At 64.6% G+C, this 18,309-nt stretch carries 16 protein-coding genes; 7 read left to right on the top strand and 9 right to left on the bottom strand.

Annotated features, from left to right (window positions below; translation table 11 throughout):
- Positions 1 to 88: 88 nt before the first annotated feature.
- From HOP53_RS10055 to HOP53_RS10035, 5 genes are all read right to left on the bottom strand, one after another.
- Positions 89 to 697 carry a PRC-barrel domain-containing protein gene (locus tag HOP53_RS10055; RefSeq protein WP_234269902.1) on the bottom strand — a complete coding sequence of 203 codons (609 nt, stop codon included), beginning with the start codon at positions 695 to 697 and terminating at the stop codon, positions 89 to 91.
- 205 nt (positions 698 to 902) lie between these two features.
- Positions 903 to 1,736: a PRC-barrel domain-containing protein gene (locus HOP53_RS10050; protein WP_234269901.1), complete on the bottom strand. Its 834-nt coding sequence runs from the start codon at positions 1,734 to 1,736 to the stop codon at positions 903 to 905.
- 138 nt (positions 1,737 to 1,874) lie between these two features.
- Positions 1,875 to 2,267 (bottom strand): copper resistance CopC family protein, encoded by a 393-nt coding sequence (locus HOP53_RS10045; protein WP_234269900.1) that lies wholly within the window; start codon positions 2,265 to 2,267, stop codon positions 1,875 to 1,877.
- On the bottom strand, positions 2,264 to 2,740 hold the full coding sequence (locus HOP53_RS10040; protein WP_234269899.1) for a DUF3618 domain-containing protein: 477 nt from the start codon (positions 2,738 to 2,740) through the stop codon (positions 2,264 to 2,266). The genes HOP53_RS10045 and HOP53_RS10040 overlap by 4 nt, the downstream gene beginning before the upstream one ends.
- Before the next feature lie 72 nt (positions 2,741 to 2,812).
- The gene (locus tag HOP53_RS10035; RefSeq protein ID WP_234269898.1) at positions 2,813 to 4,402 is read right to left on the bottom strand and encodes a BCCT family transporter; all 1,590 of its coding nucleotides are present in this window, start codon (positions 4,400 to 4,402) and stop codon (positions 2,813 to 2,815) included.
- Positions 4,403 to 4,633: 231 nt separating this feature from the next.
- Between HOP53_RS10035 and HOP53_RS10030 the strand changes: the two genes are divergently transcribed.
- Positions 4,634 to 5,401 (top strand): DUF1499 domain-containing protein, encoded by a 768-nt coding sequence (locus HOP53_RS10030; RefSeq protein ID WP_234269897.1) that lies wholly within the window; start codon positions 4,634 to 4,636, stop codon positions 5,399 to 5,401.
- Positions 5,402 to 5,452: 51 nt separating this feature from the next.
- Here the strand turns inward: HOP53_RS10030 and blaOXA are convergent, their stop codons facing one another.
- Positions 5,453 to 6,241 carry a class D beta-lactamase gene (blaOXA, locus tag HOP53_RS10025; RefSeq protein WP_422677608.1) on the bottom strand — a complete coding sequence of 263 codons (789 nt, stop codon included), beginning with the start codon at positions 6,239 to 6,241 and terminating at the stop codon, positions 5,453 to 5,455.
- A gap of 158 nt (positions 6,242 to 6,399) precedes the next feature.
- Here blaOXA and HOP53_RS10020 point away from each other — a divergent pair, with 158 nt between their 5' ends.
- The 3 genes from HOP53_RS10020 to HOP53_RS10010 are packed head-to-tail and all read left to right on the top strand — an operon-like array spanning position 6,400 to position 8,805.
- Entirely contained in the window at positions 6,400 to 7,293 is an 894-nt protein-coding gene (locus HOP53_RS10020) for a LysR family transcriptional regulator (protein WP_234269895.1), read from the top strand.
- 43 nt (positions 7,294 to 7,336) lie between these two features.
- Positions 7,337 to 7,750 carry an alternative ribosome rescue aminoacyl-tRNA hydrolase ArfB gene (arfB, locus tag HOP53_RS10015; protein WP_234269894.1) on the top strand — a complete coding sequence of 138 codons (414 nt, stop codon included), beginning with the start codon at positions 7,337 to 7,339 and terminating at the stop codon, positions 7,748 to 7,750.
- Between the two features lie 50 nt (positions 7,751 to 7,800).
- Entirely contained in the window at positions 7,801 to 8,805 is a 1,005-nt protein-coding gene (locus HOP53_RS10010; RefSeq protein WP_234269893.1) for an ion transporter, read from the top strand.
- Here HOP53_RS10010 and HOP53_RS10005 read toward each other — a convergent pair.
- Together HOP53_RS10005 and HOP53_RS10000 are read right to left on the bottom strand one after the other, a co-directional pair.
- Positions 8,796 to 9,842: a proline racemase family protein gene (locus tag HOP53_RS10005; RefSeq protein WP_234269892.1), complete on the bottom strand. Its 1,047-nt coding sequence runs from the start codon at positions 9,840 to 9,842 to the stop codon at positions 8,796 to 8,798. The two genes, HOP53_RS10010 and HOP53_RS10005, sit on opposite strands and share 10 nt — an antisense overlap.
- Positions 9,839 to 11,035, bottom strand: a complete 1,197-nt coding sequence (locus HOP53_RS10000) for an alcohol dehydrogenase catalytic domain-containing protein (protein ID WP_234270424.1) — start codon at positions 11,033 to 11,035, stop codon at positions 9,839 to 9,841. Before HOP53_RS10000 ends, HOP53_RS10005 begins: the two co-directional genes overlap by 4 nt.
- A 398-nt stretch (positions 11,036 to 11,433) precedes the next feature.
- On the opposite strand from HOP53_RS10000, the gene HOP53_RS09995 reads away from it, so the two are divergent.
- Both HOP53_RS09995 and HOP53_RS09990 read left to right on the top strand, forming a co-directional pair.
- Positions 11,434 to 12,384 carry a diacylglycerol/lipid kinase family protein gene (locus tag HOP53_RS09995; protein ID WP_234269891.1) on the top strand — a complete coding sequence of 317 codons (951 nt, stop codon included), beginning with the start codon at positions 11,434 to 11,436 and terminating at the stop codon, positions 12,382 to 12,384.
- 42 nt (positions 12,385 to 12,426) lie between these two features.
- Positions 12,427 to 13,308, top strand: coding sequence for an alpha/beta fold hydrolase (locus HOP53_RS09990; RefSeq protein ID WP_234269890.1), 882 nt, complete (start codon positions 12,427 to 12,429; stop codon positions 13,306 to 13,308).
- Here the strand turns inward: HOP53_RS09990 and HOP53_RS09985 are convergent.
- A complete protein-coding gene (locus tag HOP53_RS09985; protein WP_234269889.1) occupies positions 13,195 to 14,478 on the bottom strand; it encodes an acyltransferase family protein in 1,284 nt (427 codons plus the stop codon). The two genes, HOP53_RS09990 and HOP53_RS09985, sit on opposite strands and share 114 nt — an antisense overlap.
- 161 nt (positions 14,479 to 14,639) lie before the next feature.
- Between HOP53_RS09985 and HOP53_RS09980 the strand changes: the two genes are divergently transcribed.
- Positions 14,640 to 18,284, top strand: coding sequence for a S41 family peptidase (locus HOP53_RS09980; protein WP_234269888.1), 3,645 nt, complete (start codon positions 14,640 to 14,642; stop codon positions 18,282 to 18,284).
- Positions 18,285 to 18,309: the final 25 nt, after the last annotated feature.

Genomic DNA, 18,309 nt, shown 5'->3' with positions numbered 1-18,309 from the left:
CAGCGCAAATAAAAAGGCAAGGCGCGAGGCCTTGCCTTCTTCGAGTCGTAACGCCAGGCGTACCAGCTGGAGCGCTGGCCGTGCCGGCTCACTGCCCCCAGGCGTCGCCCAAGGTCATGTCGCCGTCCACTTCGCTGTAGCGATCCTCATCGTACTCCTGTGCGGACTCCTCGAGTTCGTCCTCGTCGTAGGGCTGACGGGTGACGAGCTGATCGTCCTGCAGCTCCATTTCCGCCAGCGGCAGGGTAATGTCGGTACCGCCCATGCCCCACAGGCCGCCCACGGTGATGACCACATGCAGATCGCCGGTGTCGTCATCGCGAACCACGCTCTGAACGTCGCCGATCTCCTCGTCCTGCTGGTTCACCACGGTCATGCCTTCGATCTCGCTGACCTGCATGTCGCGCAGGGCATCGTCCAACTGGTCGTCGGCCCCCATGGGGTCGAGATCATCGCCTTGAGCCGTATCGAGGTCGTCGCCGGTGTCCATCTCGTCCGGCTCGGCCATCTCATCCATGTCGTCCTGCTCGTCCATCAGAGCGTCATCGTTCTGGTTGTCCATGGTGGCCTGCTCTTCACCCACCGCGGCATCGCCGTTCAAACCGTTGTCGTCATCGGCGTTGTCCTGGGCCAGAGCGCCGCCTGCCAAGCCTGCTGAAATAGCGCCGATTGCAATTGCCAGTAATGTCCTTTTCATCTCACTCCCTCCTAGAGTCGACAAAGATAACCACCTCTTGAACATAGTCGCTACGCCAGCCAACCCCCATAAATCTTCAGCAAAATTTGGTAACTGCGAGTTGCCGCTTCGTTTCGCTCCGCCCATTTACTGGACATGCCACGCAGCACAAGGCAAGACCTTGATGGGTCTTGCCTTTTTCCTGATAGCCACGTCAGCTGCAGGGCTAGCGCTGCTCCATGGCGTCCGCCAGGGTCATGTCGTCATCCACCTCGCTGTAGCGATCTTCGTCATAGTCGGTGGCAATGTCATCGAGTTCGTCCTGGCCGATGATGTCCTGCAGCACCAGTTGCTCGCCTTCCAGCCGCATGTCTGCCAGCGGCAGGGCGACGTCGGAGCCGCCGAAGATCCAGAAGCCACCCACCGAGAGCACGGCGTGTAGATCGCCGGCATCGTCGTGACGCAGCACGTTTTCGACCTGACCCAGGGTCTCGCCCTCCATGTTGACCACGGTCATGCCTTCCACCTCACCTGCTTGCAGCGACGCGATGGATGGATCCAGGTCGACGTCACCCGGCCCCATCTCTTCGAAGCCCGCTTCCGGATCCTGCTGAGCGGCCTGCCCGGCCTGTGCCGCTTGCCCGTCTTCGGTCGCCTGTTCGTCCTGTGCCGTGTCCGGCTCGGCGGTAGTGGCCTGGTCACCGGGATCGGCCTGGGTCTCGTCGTCAGTCACGTCCAGCTCAAGGTCACCGTCCTGGTCCGTGACGGTCTCGTCGCCGTTGGCTTCCTCGTCATCCGCTGCCTCGTCGTCGGCGGGCGCGTCGTCGTACAGCTCCTCGTAGTCCTCGGCATCGTCGCCTTCCTCAGGCAGATCGTCGTCATCCACCGTGACATCCGTCTCGGCGTCATTATCGTCCTGTGCATTCCGGGGCTCGGCGGCCTGCTCCTCGCCCACGTTGCCGTTGTCATCGAGATCGATGTCGTTTTCCTGCGCCAAGGTACCGCCGGCCAGTCCGGCGGAAATAGCGCCGATGGCGATTGCCAGTAATGTCCTTTTCATCTCACGTCCTCCTTGGTAGGCCCCGCAGATTCAAGATAAGTAGCGAGATCCATTTGGCTCCAGAAACGCAGCGCAACGAAACGTTGGGATTCGGCAACTTGCGTACGCTTCGAGCAATTTTCACGGTGAGCAGCCCCGTTACTCCATGATTTCGAACCGATAACCGCCTGCCGAGACCGTGCCGCCGGCGGCAGTGCCACGCCAGACGATACGATATTCACCCGGCACCATGCGGCCCGCCGGCACGACACGGTGACGCTCAGCCAAGGTATCCTTGGTGGAGTCACCCAGCTCGACCATGCCTTCGGGTCCGGAAACCGCAAACAGCGTCAGGCGCAGTGGTTCGCCGAGCCGTAACGTCAACTCCTCGGGTGCCCGCTCGAGACTTGCGCCATCTTCGGGAAACGACGCCTCCATCTCGGCCTGAGCCCAGAGCGGCGGCGCTCCGCCGAGCAGGATGGCAAGAGCGATGAATCGGCAGGGCTTCCCGAAGCGCCGGGAGCTTCCGACGCGATAGGCCAGGCCTCTCATGACTGCGGGTACACATAGCCGCTCCAGCCCTGCCCGGTGCCGAGATGCGTGGCCACGCCGACCACGTCGGGTCGATGCGTCGAGACGCGGCTGCGCCCCTGCTGGGTGCCCAGGTGCGTGGCCACCATGCGCTGTGGCGCTTCCTGACGAGTTGGGATCTTCGCACCAGCCGCTGACGACTCGGCCCGGCGCTGCCCACGTGATCCGGAGCGCAGCTGAGAAACGACCAACCAGCCGAGGCCGACACCGGTAACCAGCACCGGCAGGGGATTTTCGCGGATCGAATGCCCGAGGTTACGCAGAAAGCCCGCTCCGGCCCCATCCCTGCGAGGCAGGTGGCGCTTGACGCTCTGCTTGATACGAGGCGGAGATAGGCGACTCTCAAGCTCGTGCAGAGTGTCGTCGAGATGCGCACGGGAACGACGAATCTCCTCTTCCAGTTCGTCAGCCCGATGTCGATGATAACGGCTCATGGCATGCCTCCTTGGCGTCACCGTTTCGCAGAATTCCCTTGTCCTTCAAGCTGGCTCCGATGCGAGCAGGCGTCAAGTCGTGCTTGACGCCTGCCCATCCTTGCCGTTCTCGTTGCGTCGCAGTCCCAGGTAGAGCCCGGCACACATCAGCAGCAGGATCACCACGAAAGGCAGCCCCGAGATGGTCGCCACCGCCTGCAGCGCCTCCAGTCCGCCTGCGGTGAGCAGCACGGCCGCCACCACGCCTTCCAGGATGGCCCAGAACACCCGTGTGGCCCGGGGTGGATGGGGATCGCCGCCGGAGGTGATGATGTCGATGATCAGCGAGCCGGAATCCGACGAGGTGATGAAGAAGATCGCCACCGTGGCAATCATCAGCGTCATGCTGGTGGAGACGACCCACTCGGGCAGCTGGAAGTGGTCGAGGAACAGGAAGAACGCCAGCTCGGGCTGGTCCTCGACGATGTCGACCAGCCCAGCCGCCTCGAACAGCTCGCGATAGATCGCCGAGCCGCCCATCACCGTTAGCCAAAGCACCGAGGTGAGTGTGGGTACCAGCAGCACGCCCAGCAGGTACTGACGCAGGGTCCTGCCACGCGAAACGCGGGCGATAAACAGACCGACGAAGGGTGACCAGGAGATCCACCAGGCGAAGTAGAACAGGGTCCAGTCGTTCTGCCAGCTCTCGGCATCGGGCGGACTGAAGGCCTCGGTAAAGGTCCCCCGACTGGGAATCTCGTTGATGTAATTGCCAAGGCTCTGCAACATCGAGTTGAAGATGAACTGGGTGGGGCCGAACAGCAACACATAGAGCACCAGGGCGGCGCCGAAGATCATCGCTAGCTTCGACAGCTGTTGAATGCCCTTGGCCAGGCCGGAGAGCACCGATATCAGCGCCACCGTGGTGATGCCGGCGATCAGTGCGATCTGTACGCCGATGTTGTCGGGTATGCCATAGGCGTGCTCCAGCCCGGTGTTGATCTGGCGCACGCCCAGGCCCAGCGACACGGCAACGCCGATCAGCGTGCCGGTGGCGGCCATGGCATCGATACCGTTGCCGACGGGGCCCTCCACCCGCTTGCTGCCCAGCAGTGGCATGAACGCCGAGCGAATGGTCAACGGCAGGCCGCGATTGAAGCAGAAGTAGCACAGCGACAGGCCCACCAGGCCGTACATCGACCAGCCATGCAGCCCCCAGTGGAAATAGCTGTGCACCAGCGCGTCGCTCGCCGCCTGCTCGGTTTCGGCCTCGCCGAAGGGTGGGTCGGCAAAGAAGGAGACCGGCTCGGCCACGCCGTAGAACAGCAGGCCCACGCCGGTACCGGCAGCGAACAGCATCGAGAACCAGCCCCATGTGGAGAACTCGGGGCGTTCGTCCTCACCGCCGAGCCTGACGCTGCCGTAGCGGCTGAAGATCAGATAGAGCGCCAGGATCAGAAAGGCGTTCATCGCCAGCAAGTAGAACCAGCCGAGATTGTCGGAGATGGCGTCCTGTACCGCCCCTGCGCCGGCTTCGAGACGTTCTGGCATGGCGACCCCGAAGGCCACCAGAGTCAGGATGAGCGTGGCAGAGGTGAGAAAGACGGCGCGATGCACGGGCACGCCGAGCAGGTTGTGATGCTTGGAACTTCCGTAGCGGTCGGAATCGGAGCGAGTCGGCATATCCCTTGCCTCCTGCGAAGCGCGCTTGCACGCGCCAATACATGGCTTCCATGCGCTGCTTGTCATGAACCTAGTGCGAACGGCATGAACTTAGTGCGAACGGCATGAACCTTATGCAAACGATAGCAGCCGTGAGCGGCAGGTGGGGGCGAAATGCAAATCGACTTACGGCAACCCCCGGCCCGAGAGGATATGCTGAAGGTATCGATTCCTGGCTAGACGAGCATCGTCATGTCCGCCCTGAACTCACGACGCCGCCCGCGAGGCGGCCGATGGCTGTCCCGCCTTGCCTGGTTCAGCCTGTTGGTGCTGCTGCTGGGCGCGCTGCTGCTGGCCGGCGCCGGACCGGCCTATCGCCTGGAGCTGCTGCCCCTGGGCAGCGCCTTCGACATGCTGCGCCGTGGCGTCTATCTATCCGCCGGCGCCGCGACTCTGGGGCTGCTGGCGCTGATCGCCGCGACTTTCTGCCGACGCCTGCAGCCGGCCCTGATCGGCGGACTGGTGGTGGTCGCGACCGCCGCCATGCTCACCGTACCCTGGCTGCACTGGCAGCGTGCCCAGACGGCCCCGCCGATACATGACATCAGCACCGATACCGAGAACCCACCCGCCTTCGAAACCTTGGCGGCAGCCCGCGAGGCCTCTCCCAATGCGGTGGAGTACCCCGGCGAGACCGTAGCCCGCCAGCAGCGCGAGGCCTACCCCGACATTCAGCCAATGATCCTCGACGTGCCACTGAACCTGGCCCGCGACGTCGCCGAGGCAGCCGCGCTGGACATGGGCTGGCAGTTGGCGCACAACTCCCTGACCCGCATCGAGGCCACCGACACCACCACCTGGTTCGGCTTCAAGGACGACATCGTCATTCGCCTCGATCAGACCGACGATGGCGTTCGCCTCGACGTTCGCTCGGCCTCACGCATGGGGCGCAGCGACGTCGGCGCCAACGCGGCACGCATTCGCGCCTACTTCGAAGCGGTCGAGCGTCGCCTCGATTGAGCCTGGAAGCCGCCCCGCAACGAGCGCGGGGCGGCCCCTGGGCAAGCGTGATCAGTTCGCCGGTGGCAGCGCCTCGATGGTACGCAACGCCTCGTCGACGATACCCTGACGCTTGGGCAGGTCGGCCATGCGGTTGGGGGTTTCCATGTTGAGCGCAAAGAACACCGGGCCGTTGGGGCGCTCCACCCAGCCCACCCACCAGCCGAGCTGGCCGCTCCAGCCAGTCTTGCCGCGTACTATCCAGTCGCTGCCGGCAGCGGTGATCATCAGATCCTTGACCAGGCGCTGGTCGGCCTCGTCGAACGGCAGCTCATTGCGGTAGAGACGCTCGAGGAATGCGATCTGCTCCTCGGCGGAGATTTCCAACAGATCTTCCTCCAACCAGAAGTGCTCCAACTGGTCGCCGATCTCGGCGTTGCCGTAGCCGATCGCTTCCAGATAGCGGCGTTCGCTCTCCTCGCCCAGCTCGCGGGCGAACTGCTGGTAGAGCCACACTACCGAGCTGCGCATGCCAGAGCGCAGGTCATGGTCGGCGTTCCACTGGGGAATGCTGCGCTCGATGCCGTCCCAGGCAAAGACCTGGAACTCATCCTCCACCACGCCGGCATCCAGAGCGAACAGGGTGTGGGGAATCTTGAAGGTGGAAGCCGACACGAAGCGCTCCCGGGCTCGCTCGCCGTCGTGTACCAGCGTTGTTGTGCCACCGTCGCGCTTGTCGACCACCAACAGGGTGCCGCTGGCTTCGTTGGCACGGAAGATCTCGCTCCAGTCACTGCGCTGCTGCCACGCATCGGCCATGGCGCCGGCCGGCACCAGCGCAAGGGCTAGCGCGCCTGCCATGAATGTTTTGAGGGCTTTTTTCTTGATGATCATGGTTCCGTCCGCTTGTCGTAGGGTTCTCTTGGGGAAGTCGACGCGTCGCAACGCAGAGTAGCGGCCGGCTGGCGAGAGGTTCAAACCATGATATCTTGCACGAGCCATAAACTGAGCTTGGGCATATGACGAGACCTTATCTGCCACTCAACGCCTTGCGCGCCTTCGAGGCGGCGGCACGCCATCTGAGCTTTACCCACGCCGCCGACGAACTGAACGTGACCCAAGCGGCCGTGAGTCATCAGGTCAAGCTGCTGGAAGAACGCCTGGGAGTGGCACTCTTCAAGCGCTTGCCGCGGGGATTGATGATCACCGCCGAGGGCGAGGCGCTGCTGCCGGTCATGCGGGAGTCCTTCGACCGCATGGCGGACATGCTGGAGCGGCTCGAAGGCGGCAGGGTACGCGACGTTCTCCATGTCGGTGCAGTGGGTACCTTTGCGGTGGGCTGGCTGCTGCCACGCCTGGCGCGCTTTCAGGCCCGGCATCCGCTGATCGAAGTCAGAATTTCGACCCATAACAATCGGGTGGACATGACCAGCGAAGGACTGGACTACGCCATTCGCTTCGGCGATGGAGCCTGGCACGGGCTCGAGGCGCAGCGGCTCTTCGATGCGCCGCACTCCCCCCTGTGCACGCCGCGCCTGGCGGAAGCGCTCAAGGCGCCATCGGACCTCTTCCGCCAGACCCTGCTGCGCTCCTATCGCGAGAGCGAGTGGAGCCACTGGTTCGCCGCCGCTGGCATCGCCCGCCCCCCCGCGCGACCCAGTGGCATCACCTTCGACTCTTCGCTGGCCATGATGGAAGCCGCTGTGCAGGGGGCAGGGGTAGCCCTCGCGCCACCGCGCATGTTTGCGCGCCAGCTGGATAGCAGCCAGGTCGTGCAGCCCTTCGACATTCACGCCGCGCTGGGCAGCTATTGGCTGACGCGGCTCAAGTCACGCAAGCCCAGCGCGGCCATGGCGACTTTCGCCAACTGGCTGTTCGAAGAGGTAAGCTTGGCTTACGGCAGCAAGGCCTAGCCTACGTTGCAGCTCTCCCACCAACCATCGTCAGGAGGCCGACATGCTGCGACTCTCCAATAGCGTGGAACTGGCCGACCACGAGATCGAGATCAGCCAGATACGTGCCCAGGGCGCGGGCGGCCAGAACGTCAACAAGGTGGCCTCCGCGGTGCACCTGCGCTTCGACATTCGCGCTTCGAGCCTGCCGCCCTTCTACCAGGAGCGACTGCTGGCACTCTCCGACAGCCGCATCACCAAGGAGGGCGTGGTGGTGATCAAGGCGCAGAGCTTTCGCACCTTCGAGCAGAACCGCGAAGACGCCCTGGAGCGGCTCAAGGCGCTGATTCAGGAAGCGGTGAAGACGCGCAAGGCACGCAAACCGACAAAGCCGAGCCGCGCCTCGAAGCAGAAGCGCATGGACAAGAAGACGAAGAAGGGGCAAGCCAAGGCGCTGCGCGGCAAGATCAAGTTGTAGGCGGGGAATGGCTGCTAACCTTTAGCCTAAACGCCGTGCAAGGAGCCTCCATGCCGTCGAGAAGAGTCTCGCGCCCGCTGAGCCCCGGGCTGGAACGCCTGCACTTGGTCTGGGATCTGCTGATCATCGTGCTGGTGGTGGTCAATCTGGCGCTGTTGCTGTTCGATGCGTTGTTCCTGCTCGGTCCGCTCAACGCGGCCTTCGCCGCCGTCGCCCCAGGGCTGCACGGCATCTACGACCGGCATATCCACGAGAATTTCGTCGAGATCGACCTGCTCTTCGTCGCCCTCTTCGTGCTCGACGTGCTGCTGGGCTGGGCGGTGGCCATCGCCGAGCGACGCTACCACCGTTGGTTCTTCTACCCGTTCGTGCACTGGTACGACGTGCTGGGCTGCATCCCGGTGGGGGGGTTCCGCCTGCTGCGTATTCTGCGCGTGATCTCGCTGCTGGGCCGTCTACAGCGGCTGGGGCTGATCGACGTGCGCCGCTGGCGGCTCTACGCCGTTTACACCAAGTACTACGACATCTTCTTCGAAGAGCTCTCCGATCGCGTGGCGATTCGCCTGCTGGGCAACATGCAGGAGCAGATCCGCTCCAACGATTCGTTCTCCACGCGGGTCGTCGACCAAGTGGTAATGCCGCGCAAGCAGCAGCTGATTCACGAACTCACACGCCGGCTGGAGGAGATGACCGGCAATGCCTATGCGCGCAACCGCGACGATACGATGCGCTACGTCAGCTCGCTAGTGAGCCGTACGGTGGCGGAGAGTCAGGAAATGAAGCGCCTGCGACGCCTGCCGATGGGCGATACGCTCGCCCGCAGCATGGAGGCGAGCATGAGCGACCTGGCCTGTCGTCTGGTGCATGAGGCCATGGTGGGGCTGCGCTCGCCGGAGTTCACCGCCCTGGTGGAACGCCTGGCCGACAGCGGCTTCGACACCTGGCTGCAGGTCGACGAGCACACCGATCGGGTGACCGAACAGGTGCTCGTCGACATGCTCGAACTGGTCAAGGAGCAGATCGCCGTGAAACAGTGGCGACGTCGCTACGACTGATGCCGGCTTGCCAGGATATGGTGCAGCCCGCCACAGTCGACCATCGGATCTTCGCAGTTGACCACGATCTCCGAGCGCGCCAGCACATAGCTCTTGCCGGTGATGGTGTTCTCCACCACCTGGTGCTTGCCGCCGGCCTCACGCGCTTCGATGAACTGACCGATGAAACCGGTTTCGCGCAGCGAGACGGTTTCCAGGCGGTCGCCGGGCTTGATGGTGCCCTCGTAGTGCATCAGCGCCAGCCGCGCCGAGGTGCCGGTACCGGTGGTGCTACGACAGATCACGCCGGGGTGCACGTAGGTCGTCGAGCGTGAGCGGTAGAAGTCGTCGGCGATCTGCTCCACCGGCCCCATGAAGTGCAGAAACGGCAATGGACCGACGTCGCCCAGGGTGTAGTGGGAGAAGCCGCTGCGCGCCTGGATCGCCTCGACGATGCGGTGCGCGCACTCGGCCAGGGCGCGCTCCTCCTCGCGCTTGAGCGAGAAGCCGAGCTCGGCCGCATCCACCAGGGCGTAGAAGCCGCCGCTGTAGGCGATGCTGTAGGTCACGTCGCCCACCTCGGGCACGTGGATGGTGGCCCGATGGGTGTCGATGTAGCTCGGCAGACCGCCACAGGTGATCGCCTCCACTACGCCGTTCTCGACCCGCGCTTCGATCTTCACCAGCCCGGCGGGGGATTCCAGCGTGAAGTGCTGGATACCTTCGCGCTTGGGGATCAGCCCGGTTTCGAGCAGCGCCGTGGCGGTACAGATGGTGTTGGAACCGGAATAGATGGGGTAGCCCATCACCTCCATGATGATGTAGCCCATCTGCGCCCTGGCATCGCAGGCGGGCACGATCAGATCCACCGACATCTCGGGAATGCCGTAGGGCTCGCCCAGTAGCAGCTTGCGCAGGCCGTCGGCGTCGTTCTCCAGGTACTCCATCTGCTGGCGCACGGTGTCGCCGGGCAGCGGGTCGATACCGCCGATCACGATCCGGCTGACGTCGCCGCCGGCATGGGTGTCGAGCAGTTGCAGGGTCAGTTCGTGGCTCATGCGTTGTCCTTGAAAACGGTGCCCTTGAAAAGATTGCCCTCGAGCGCAAAGGGAGCACCGTGCTCGGCCCATTGGGAATCGGGCACGACGACGATCTTGCCCAGGTAGTTGCTGCCGCGGTTGACGAAGTAGCGCTCGGCCTCGTGCAGCTCGGAGAGCTTGAACGCAGCGTGCAGCACCGGCTTGAGCTGGCCGGAACGAATCCACTCGATGAGCTGCTCGGCCTCCTCGCGGGTGCCGTGGGAAACGCCGAAGATCTGCACCTGGTAGAGATAGATGCGGGTCCACATGATCTCGCTGAGGTTACCGCCGCTGGCCCCGGCGATGGAGAGCCGCGGGTAGGTGGTGCGCGCCTTCATGTCGCCGATCATGGTGTCGATGAACAGATCGGTCATCTCGCCGCCGACCAGGTCCATCACCGCATCGATGGGCGCCCCACCGGTGGCCTTGAGCACGCGCTCGACGAAGGTGGAGAGATCGCCGCGGTCGATCACCGCCTCGGCGCCCAGCGCCAGCAGCGCCTCGGCCTTGTCGGGCTGACTCACCGCATAGGGAATCGCACCGACGATGCGGCACATCTGGATCAGCGCCGCGCCCACGCCGCCGCTGGCCCCGCTGACCAACACCCGCTCCCCCGCCGCGACCCTGGCCGAGGTCATCATGTGGTAGCCGGTCTGATAAGAGCACATGCCCATCGCCGCCAGCTCGGCGTCGGCGAGCTCCGGGTTGGGCACGTGATGGAACTGGTCCGACGGCACGGCGATGTACTCGGCGTAGCCGCCATCGGCACCGTGGCCGTAGTAGTCCGGCGTCAGGTTGATGTCGCGCCGCGCGTCGGCATAGAGATTGAAGTCGAGCAGACCGCGCTCACCGATGCGCGAAGCAGCGACACCCTCGCCCACCGCCACCACGCGGCCAGCCACGTCGGCGCCCTGGATGCGCGGGAAGGTCAGGGTCGGCTCGCCGCCCATGGCGAAGGAGGTCACCTCGCCCTTGTCCTTGGTCGGATAGAGCCCTTCACGGGCCTTGCGGTCGGTGTTGTTCTTGGCCGTGGCAGTGACCTGTACCAGCACCTCCCCCGGCCCGGGACGCGGCGTGGCAACGTCGCTTCGATACACCAGCTTGTCGATGTCGCCGTGGCCGGTCAGGACCATGGCGTGCATGGTGGCTGGAATGGTCGAGAGGTTCTCCATGGGCACAGGGGGCCTCCTATCAGGGTGATGAGAGCGTTCGGTCTCGACACCTGGTGGCCCCCTTTTCCTCGCATTTTCCCGATTCAGGGCAATGACATGCCGAACAGCCAGCGCACAAAGCGCCGACCGCATGTCATTGACTTGGGAAAACGAATGAGGTGGGGGCAGCCTGTTCGGCGTGTCGATATGGGCAGATTGAATCATGCCCTGCCCCGCACTGCATACCGCTGAACCCGTGGAATTTTTTCTGTTTTGAGCGGTACCGAGTGGGTGTTCTTTCTTCACCTGGATAACGAACCCAAGCGACTCCACCTATGCTAAGGCGAGCGGAACAATAGCTCGCTATCCTAGTTCTTATTCTTATGTTCAAGGAATGTACCAAGGTGAAGGAGACACCGATGAACTACTGGCTGATCGTCAACAAGGCGGCGGGCGATGGCAGCCACGGCGAGTCGTACTGGCGGGGCTATCTTCAGACGGCGGGTATCGAGGAGCTGCGCGTCCGCGGGCTCAACGAGACCGAGTGGGAGCAGGAGGTGGCACCCGACGATCGTGTGCTGGTGGCCGGGGGCGATGGCTCGGTGAACCGGGTCGCATCGGTCTGCATCGAGCGAGGTGCCACTTTGGGCGTGCTGCCCTCCGGCACGGCCAACGACTTCGCCCGCAACCTGGGATTGCCTGACGACCCGCTGGAGCTGTGCAGGCTGATGGCCTCACAGCAAAGCCTGGAGGTCGATGTCGCCTGGCTCAACGGCACGGCCTTCCTCAATGTCGCGCACATCGGCCTTGGCACGCTGCCTTCCCGCCAAGCCTCCCGGGAGCAGAAGCGCCACCTGGGCAGATTCAGCTATCTGCTGACGCTGGCGCAGCGGCTCGGCATGCAGCGCGGTATCCATGGCCGTATCGAGTGCGACGACCGCTCGGTCGAGGGCCCATGGCTCACCATCGCCATTGCCTCGGGTGCCTATTTCGGCGGCGGGCATGAGATCCCTGAGGCCAGCATCGACGACGGCATGCTCAACGTGGTGGCGGTACGGCATCACTCATGGCTACGCGTGCTGATGGCTTTCGTTGCCACCAAGCTGCTGAGGCAGACACCCCGTTCCAACGAAACCGTGGTGCATTTCCAATCGCCCCAGTGCCATATTCAGCTGCGTCATGGCCACACGGTCACGGCCGACGGTGAAAGCCTGGGGCGCATGGCCAACATTTCGGCCTTTACGCGACGGGGTGTACTCAAGGTGATGGGCAACCGCCTGGTCTCGGGCCGGCCGGAAGCTACTCCCGCCGTTCATTACACACCCAACGATGCCTCGCCCATGGCACGCCCGAGCCCCAAGTCGTTCTGACGCAGGCGGAAGAGCAGGCACCATGAGATAAAGCCCCCTTGTATGGATAGTCATTCAGAGACATGCCCCGGCTGGATCCTGCTGCGCGGTCTGGTACGCGAGGCACGCCACTGGGAAGGCTTTCCTGAGCGGCTGGCCCAGGTGCTGCAACAACCGGCCAGGGCAGTGGATCTTCCCGGCAACGGGGTGCTCTGGCGCGAGGCCAGCCCGACTCACATCGACGGCATGGTCGATGCACTGCGCCGTGAGTTGAACGCTGCCGGCAACCGTGGCCCGCACCGGGTACTGGCGATCTCGCTGGGCGGCATGGTGGCGCTGCGCTGGGCACAGCGTTTTCCCGATGAGGTGGCGTGTCTGGTGCTGATCAACTCGAGCCTGCGTGGCACGGCCCCCTTCTACCAGCGCTTGCGTCCACGGCAATATCCACGCCTGCTGATGGCCCTGCTGCTGCCGCTCAGTCATGAACGACGCGAGCTCGCGATTCTGCGTATGACCACCCGGTTGCAAAGCGACCTGCACGGCGTGGCGCAGCGATACGCCCGCTGGCAACGCGAAGCGCCGGTGAGCAAGGCCAACCTGGTGCGCCAGTTGCTGGCCGCCGCCAGAGGGTTCCCCGTGCCTCAGGAACTGCCCGGCTTGCCGGCCTTGGTGCTGACCTCGAAAACCGACCGAATGGTGTCGTGGCACTGCTCGCGACGTATTGCCGAGCGCTGGGGCTGGCCACTGCTGTGCCACCCCAACGGCGGTCACGATCTGCCGGTCGACGATCCGGAGTGGATCATCGCAGCCATACGCCAATGGCTCTCCTCGTCAGGCCTGACGAGGAGCGCGCAGCAACCAGGCAGCGAGCGCCACCAGGGGCAGGCCGATGAGCGCACCGGGAAGAGCCCCCAGCCCAAGACTGATGCTCAAGCCAAGGAATAGCGCTACGCCCCCGGAAACGATGCGTCTCATCTGGGTGGCAGGGGCGACATGCTGCTTGCGGTAGCGCTCGAAGAGCACCACCACGATCATCACCGGCACCACCATCAGTGCACACAGCCCGATCCACTCCAGGCGACCGATCCAGAACCCAGGCTCGCCAGGCATGCCGGCGTCGATGGGCCAACCCAGGCGCTGTCCCAGCCAGGCGGCCGGCAGCTCGGCCAGCTTGTGCCACAGATAAAGCTGCAGCCCGAACGCGCCGATCATCGCCATCCAGCGCCCCAGGTGCTGACGCTTGAGAAAGCGCCGCACCGGCGTCTCGAAGAACACCACCAGCCCCACCTGAAACCACATGACGCCAAGCAGCGCCAGGGTCGGCGGCAGCAGGTTGGTATCGCCGCCCGCATCGCCGTTGACCATCGAAGGCGGATAGCCAAGGGCGACGGCGGCCAGCAGCCAGGCCAGCCCGAACAGCATCAGCGCGGCGCCGATACGCCAACCGCTGAATCGGCCATTCCACCAGGCGATGCCGAGCTGCTGGGGCAATAGCCAGAAGAACAGCGTGTTGATCCAGGCGAAGTAGTCATGCTCCGCAGTCACCAGGCGCCCCAGAATCAGCCACTCCTCGAAGACAGCGGGGCGCGCACGCAGCAGATCCACCAAGGCGATGGCTGCAATCAGCACCGCCGCCGACCACAAGCCGAAGCGACGGTCGGCCCAGACGGAGAGCGGCAGCACCAGTTGAACGCTCAGCAGGATCAGCAGGAACCACAGATGCACGGTCAGCGAATGGTTGAGCGGACCCAGCACGCCATCCCGAGTGAAGAAGGAGATGCCCACGAAGACGGACAGCACCACCAGATAGGTCACGGTGGGGCGGGCCAACCCCAGCGCTCGGGCAGACCACCAGCGGGCATGAGACTCGCCGGCGCGATAGCGCTCCCATACCCCTTCCGAACTCACCGCTGCTGCAACGAGGATGAACAGCGGCACCACCTGCACGACCCAGGTGAAGTAGCCCGCAGGCGGCCAGGCATCGAGGATGTGGCCGGTCTCCACCAGCATGCCATGCTCGATTCGCGGCAGTGTGGCAACCCAGTGCCCGAGCACCACGATCAGCAGCGCAACGGCACGCAATGCATCGGGATATGGATCGCGTGCGTCACTCATGCCCCCTCCTTCCCTGAACGGTTGGCGAAACGCGCGCTTTCGGGCGAAAGCCTAGCGCAGGGCCTTGCATCAGACCAAACCGATCGATTCGTATTCGAAGTTGACTATGATCGTTGCTACGGTGTGGAAGCATGGCATCGGCATTAAGGACAGGTTCGACAATGCATGGACTCCGCGCCCTCCGTACGCCCCTATGCACCACGGTGCGCCGTTTATCCCTGTTGACGGTGATGAGCGGCTTGCTGGCAAGTTTGCCAGCCGCCGTCCAGGCTCAGTCGGGGCAGGTCGGCCTGCCGCGCTTTCCCTCCGTCAGTCCCGACGGCTCCGAGATCCTCTTCAGCTGGCGCGGCGACCTGTGGCGCGCCTCCACGGACGGCGGCACGGCGGTACGCCTGACGCGTCACAACTACGACGATCTGCACTCCAGTTGGAGCCCTGACGGTGAGTGGGTCGTGTTCGCATCGATGCGCGACGGCTACCTCAACCTGTGGCGCATGAATCGCGACGGCAGCCTGCTCTCGCAGCTCACCTACGGCGACCAGCATCTGCGTAACCCGACCGTCGGCCTCGACGAGAGCGGCGAGCCGGTGATCACCTTTTCGGGCATGCTCGAGGCCGACGTGTACCGCGACCAGCGCCCCTATCGACTCTCGCCGGAGGGTGGGGAATATACCCGACTGCACGACGCCTTCGGCTCCGAGCCGCAGCTCTCCCCGGATGGCCGACACGTGGTGTTCACCCGTGGCGGGGCCTACCACGACTGGAACCGACGCCACTACCGCGGCCCCGATGCCATGAACGTCTGGCTGCACGAACTCGGCAGCGATGACTTCGAACCGCTGACCGAGCGCGACGGCGACGACGGCATGGCACGCTGGGTCGATGAAAGTACGCTGCTGTTCATGTCCGACCGCGAGGACCAGACCGTCAATCTCTACCGCATGGAGCTGGATGCCGAGCGCACCATCGAGAGACTCACGCAATTCGATGAACGCGATCTGGAATACTTCGACGTCTCCCGCGACGGCAGTACCGCGGTGCTGCAGGTATGGGACACTCTGCTGAAGCTGGACCTGGAACAGCCGGATGCCGAGCCCGAACCCATTGCCCTGCGCGCCCCGGACGACGGGCGCGATACCCATAGCCTGCGGCGCATCGACCGTGACGTCAGCGAGGCGGCCCTGAGCCCGGACGGTCAGACCATGGCCTACATCGCCTATGGTCGCGTCTACGTGCGCCATGTGGACGAACAGAGCCCGACGCTGCTGGTCACCCCCGGCACCCATGCCCGCAATCACAGCCTCGCCTGGTCTCCCGACGGCCTGAGGCTCTACTTCGTCAATGACGCCGACGGCAGCGAGTCGATCTATCGAGCGCGGGTGACGCTGACTCGGGACGAAGTGCGGCGCACCCACGAACGACAGCAAGCGAGAGGTCGCCCATCGGCTCGCCACTGGGATGGGTCCCCTAACGTCTCGCTCGCTTCGGAAGGTCCCGGTGCAGACCCCGACCAGCCCGATGAGCCGGAGCGTGAGAACGACTACGACCCCGACCTGACCCTTCGCGGCGAGGAACCCGAGGACCCCTTCGCCCCGCAGGACCCCGGCTTCATTCTGGACCCGGTGCCGAGTACGCAGCCGGGCGGCCCCACCGACGTGCCGCCACCGCCCCAGGAACCTGCCGTGGAAGTGGAGAGCATCCCCGAGGAGGATCTGGAGGAAGAACTGCCCGACGACCTGCCGGCGGATCGCGACCCGACCCGCTGGCACGACGCCATTCAGTTCGACGTGAGTCCGGTGGTGACCGAGGAGACCAACGACCGCGACGTCTCGCCCTCACCCGACGGCCGATCCCTGGCCTTCCGCCGCGGGCGCGGCGACTTGGTGATTCTCGACCTGGAGAGCGGCGAGGAGCGCACCCTGATCGAGGGTTGGGACAGCTTCATGCAGTGGCGCTGGTCGCCCGACAGCCGCTATATCGCCTATTCGCAGAACGATCTCGACTACAGCGCCAACATCTTCGTGGTGCCGGCGGATGGCTCGGCGGAACCGGTAAACATCACCCGCCATCCGCGCAACGACCTGAACCCGCGCTGGTCGGCGGACAGCCGCAAGCTGACCTTCATCTCCAACCGCTCCGGCGAGAATTATGATCTCTACCGGGTCTATCTGGACCGCGAGATCGAGACCTACACCCCGCGTGAACTCACCAGCTACTACCGCAGTGCCCGGGAGGCAGCGCAGGCGTTATCGCCACTACCGGTGACGGACGATGGCGCCAACAACAGCGACACCGAGGCGGTGGCCCAGAACGTCCCGGAGCTCGAGCTGGACGACGCCTGGCGGCGCATCGAACGGGTGACGGCCTCACCGGCGCACCAGACCGCCAACGAGATGACCCCGGGCGGTGACCGCTACGTGTTCAATGCCGGCGGCGAAGGGCTGGTGGCCATGAACTGGGACGGCAGTCAGCGCACCCGCATCGGACCGCAGGCCAACGTTCAGCAGCTCAACATCACCGGCGAGCAGGTGGTCTACATCGTCAACGGCCGGGTTGGCGTGGCCAACCTTTCCGGCAGCGGCTCACCCCGCTACCTGGACATCTCTGACCGGCTGCGCATCGACCTGCGCCAGCAATCGCTGCAGAAGTTCCATGAGGCGGCGCGGGTCATCGGCGAGAACTTCTACCGCACCGACCTGAAAGGGCTGGAGTGGCCCCAGGTGGTGGAAGACTATGCCGCGCTGATTCGCCGGGCGCGCACCCCCAGCGAGTTCAGCGACATCACCAATCGCCTGATGGGAGAGCTGGCAGCGTCTCACATGGGCGTATCCAACCCGGGACCGGTGTCGGCGCTGCGTGAGCCCTCGGGCCGGCTGGGTATCGAGTACGATAGAATCGTCTCGCAGCAGGACGGTCGCATCGGCTTTCGCGTCACCGAGGTGATTCCCGAAGGACCCGCCAGTCGCGGCCCCATGCCCTTGGCGCCGGGCGACGTGATCACCGAGCTCGGCCTGCGACCCATCGAGGAGAATGAAACGCTGCTGCAGCACCTGCGCGGCCAGGTGGACCAGGAGGTCATCGTCACCTTCGACCGCCCGGGTGAAGATGGCTACACCGAATATCGCACCATGCTGCAGACGGTGGGCCTGACGGAGCTGGCCCGGCTCAAGTACGACGCTTTCCGCGAAGCGAGTCGTAGCCGTGTCGAGGAGCTCTCTGACGGGCGGCTCGGCTACCTGCACATTCAGGCCATGAATCAGACCTCACTGGAGGGCTTCCAGGGCGACCTCTATGCGGCGGCAGAAGGCAAGGACGGCCTGATCATCGACGTGCGCAACAACGGCGGCGGCAACACCACCGACCGCATCCTCACCTCGATCATGGCCGGCGAGCACGCCTATACGATACCGGCCGGTGCCGACCGCGACGCGACCGGCCACTATCCCCAGGATCGGCTGGACGCCCCGCGCTATACGCTGCCGATCAATATGCTGGCCAACGAGAAGAGCTACTCCAATGCCGAGATCCTGGCCCACGCCTTCACCACGCTGGGGCGCGGCAGGCTGGTGGGTCAACAGACCTACGGGGGGGTGATCTCCACCAACAGCCACACGTTGATCGACGGCGCCACCGTGCGGCGTCCCTTCCGCGGCTGGTACCTTCCAGATGGCACCGACATGGAGCACAACGGCGCCATGCCGGACCTGCTGGTGGAGCAGACACCCCAGGACGAAGTGGCCGAACGCGACCGACAGCTCGAACAGGCCGTGGCAGACCTGCTCGAACGCATCGACGGAGAGGAGTAACGACCGCCCCGGCGCCGAGGGGCGC

It is taken from the genome of Billgrantia ethanolica, from assembly GCF_021404305.1.
In the GTDB taxonomy this organism is placed as follows: Bacteria; Pseudomonadota; Gammaproteobacteria; order Pseudomonadales; family Halomonadaceae; genus Halomonas; species Halomonas ethanolica.
This window is presented reverse-complemented; position numbering and strand designations above follow the sequence as displayed.

Coding starts and splice junctions, on each gene's coding strand:
- HOP53_RS10055 (WP_234269902.1), bottom strand. CDS start 697: ATGAAAAGGACATTACTGGCAATTGCAATCGGCGCTATTTCAGCAGGC.
- HOP53_RS10050 (WP_234269901.1), bottom strand. CDS start 1,736: ATGAAAAGGACATTACTGGCAATCGCCATCGGCGCTATTTCCGCCGGA.
- HOP53_RS10045 (WP_234269900.1), bottom strand. CDS start 2,267: ATGAGAGGCCTGGCCTATCGCGTCGGAAGCTCCCGGCGCTTCGGGAAG.
- HOP53_RS10040 (WP_234269899.1), bottom strand. CDS start 2,740: ATGAGCCGTTATCATCGACATCGGGCTGACGAACTGGAAGAGGAGATT.
- HOP53_RS10035 (WP_234269898.1), bottom strand. CDS start 4,402: ATGCCGACTCGCTCCGATTCCGACCGCTACGGAAGTTCCAAGCATCAC.
- HOP53_RS10030 (WP_234269897.1), top strand. CDS start 4,634: ATGTCCGCCCTGAACTCACGACGCCGCCCGCGAGGCGGCCGATGGCTG.
- blaOXA (WP_422677608.1), bottom strand. CDS start 6,241: ATGGCAGGCGCGCTAGCCCTTGCGCTGGTGCCGGCCGGCGCCATGGCC.
- HOP53_RS10020 (WP_234269895.1), top strand. CDS start 6,400: ATGACGAGACCTTATCTGCCACTCAACGCCTTGCGCGCCTTCGAGGCG.
- arfB (WP_234269894.1), top strand. CDS start 7,337: ATGCTGCGACTCTCCAATAGCGTGGAACTGGCCGACCACGAGATCGAG.
- HOP53_RS10010 (WP_234269893.1), top strand. CDS start 7,801: ATGCCGTCGAGAAGAGTCTCGCGCCCGCTGAGCCCCGGGCTGGAACGC.
- HOP53_RS10005 (WP_234269892.1), bottom strand. CDS start 9,842: ATGAGCCACGAACTGACCCTGCAACTGCTCGACACCCATGCCGGCGGC.
- HOP53_RS10000 (WP_234270424.1), bottom strand. CDS start 11,035: ATGGAGAACCTCTCGACCATTCCAGCCACCATGCACGCCATGGTCCTG.
- HOP53_RS09995 (WP_234269891.1), top strand. CDS start 11,434: ATGAACTACTGGCTGATCGTCAACAAGGCGGCGGGCGATGGCAGCCAC.
- HOP53_RS09990 (WP_234269890.1), top strand. CDS start 12,427: ATGGATAGTCATTCAGAGACATGCCCCGGCTGGATCCTGCTGCGCGGT.
- HOP53_RS09985 (WP_234269889.1), bottom strand. CDS start 14,478: ATGAGTGACGCACGCGATCCATATCCCGATGCATTGCGTGCCGTTGCG.
- HOP53_RS09980 (WP_234269888.1), top strand. CDS start 14,640: ATGCATGGACTCCGCGCCCTCCGTACGCCCCTATGCACCACGGTGCGC.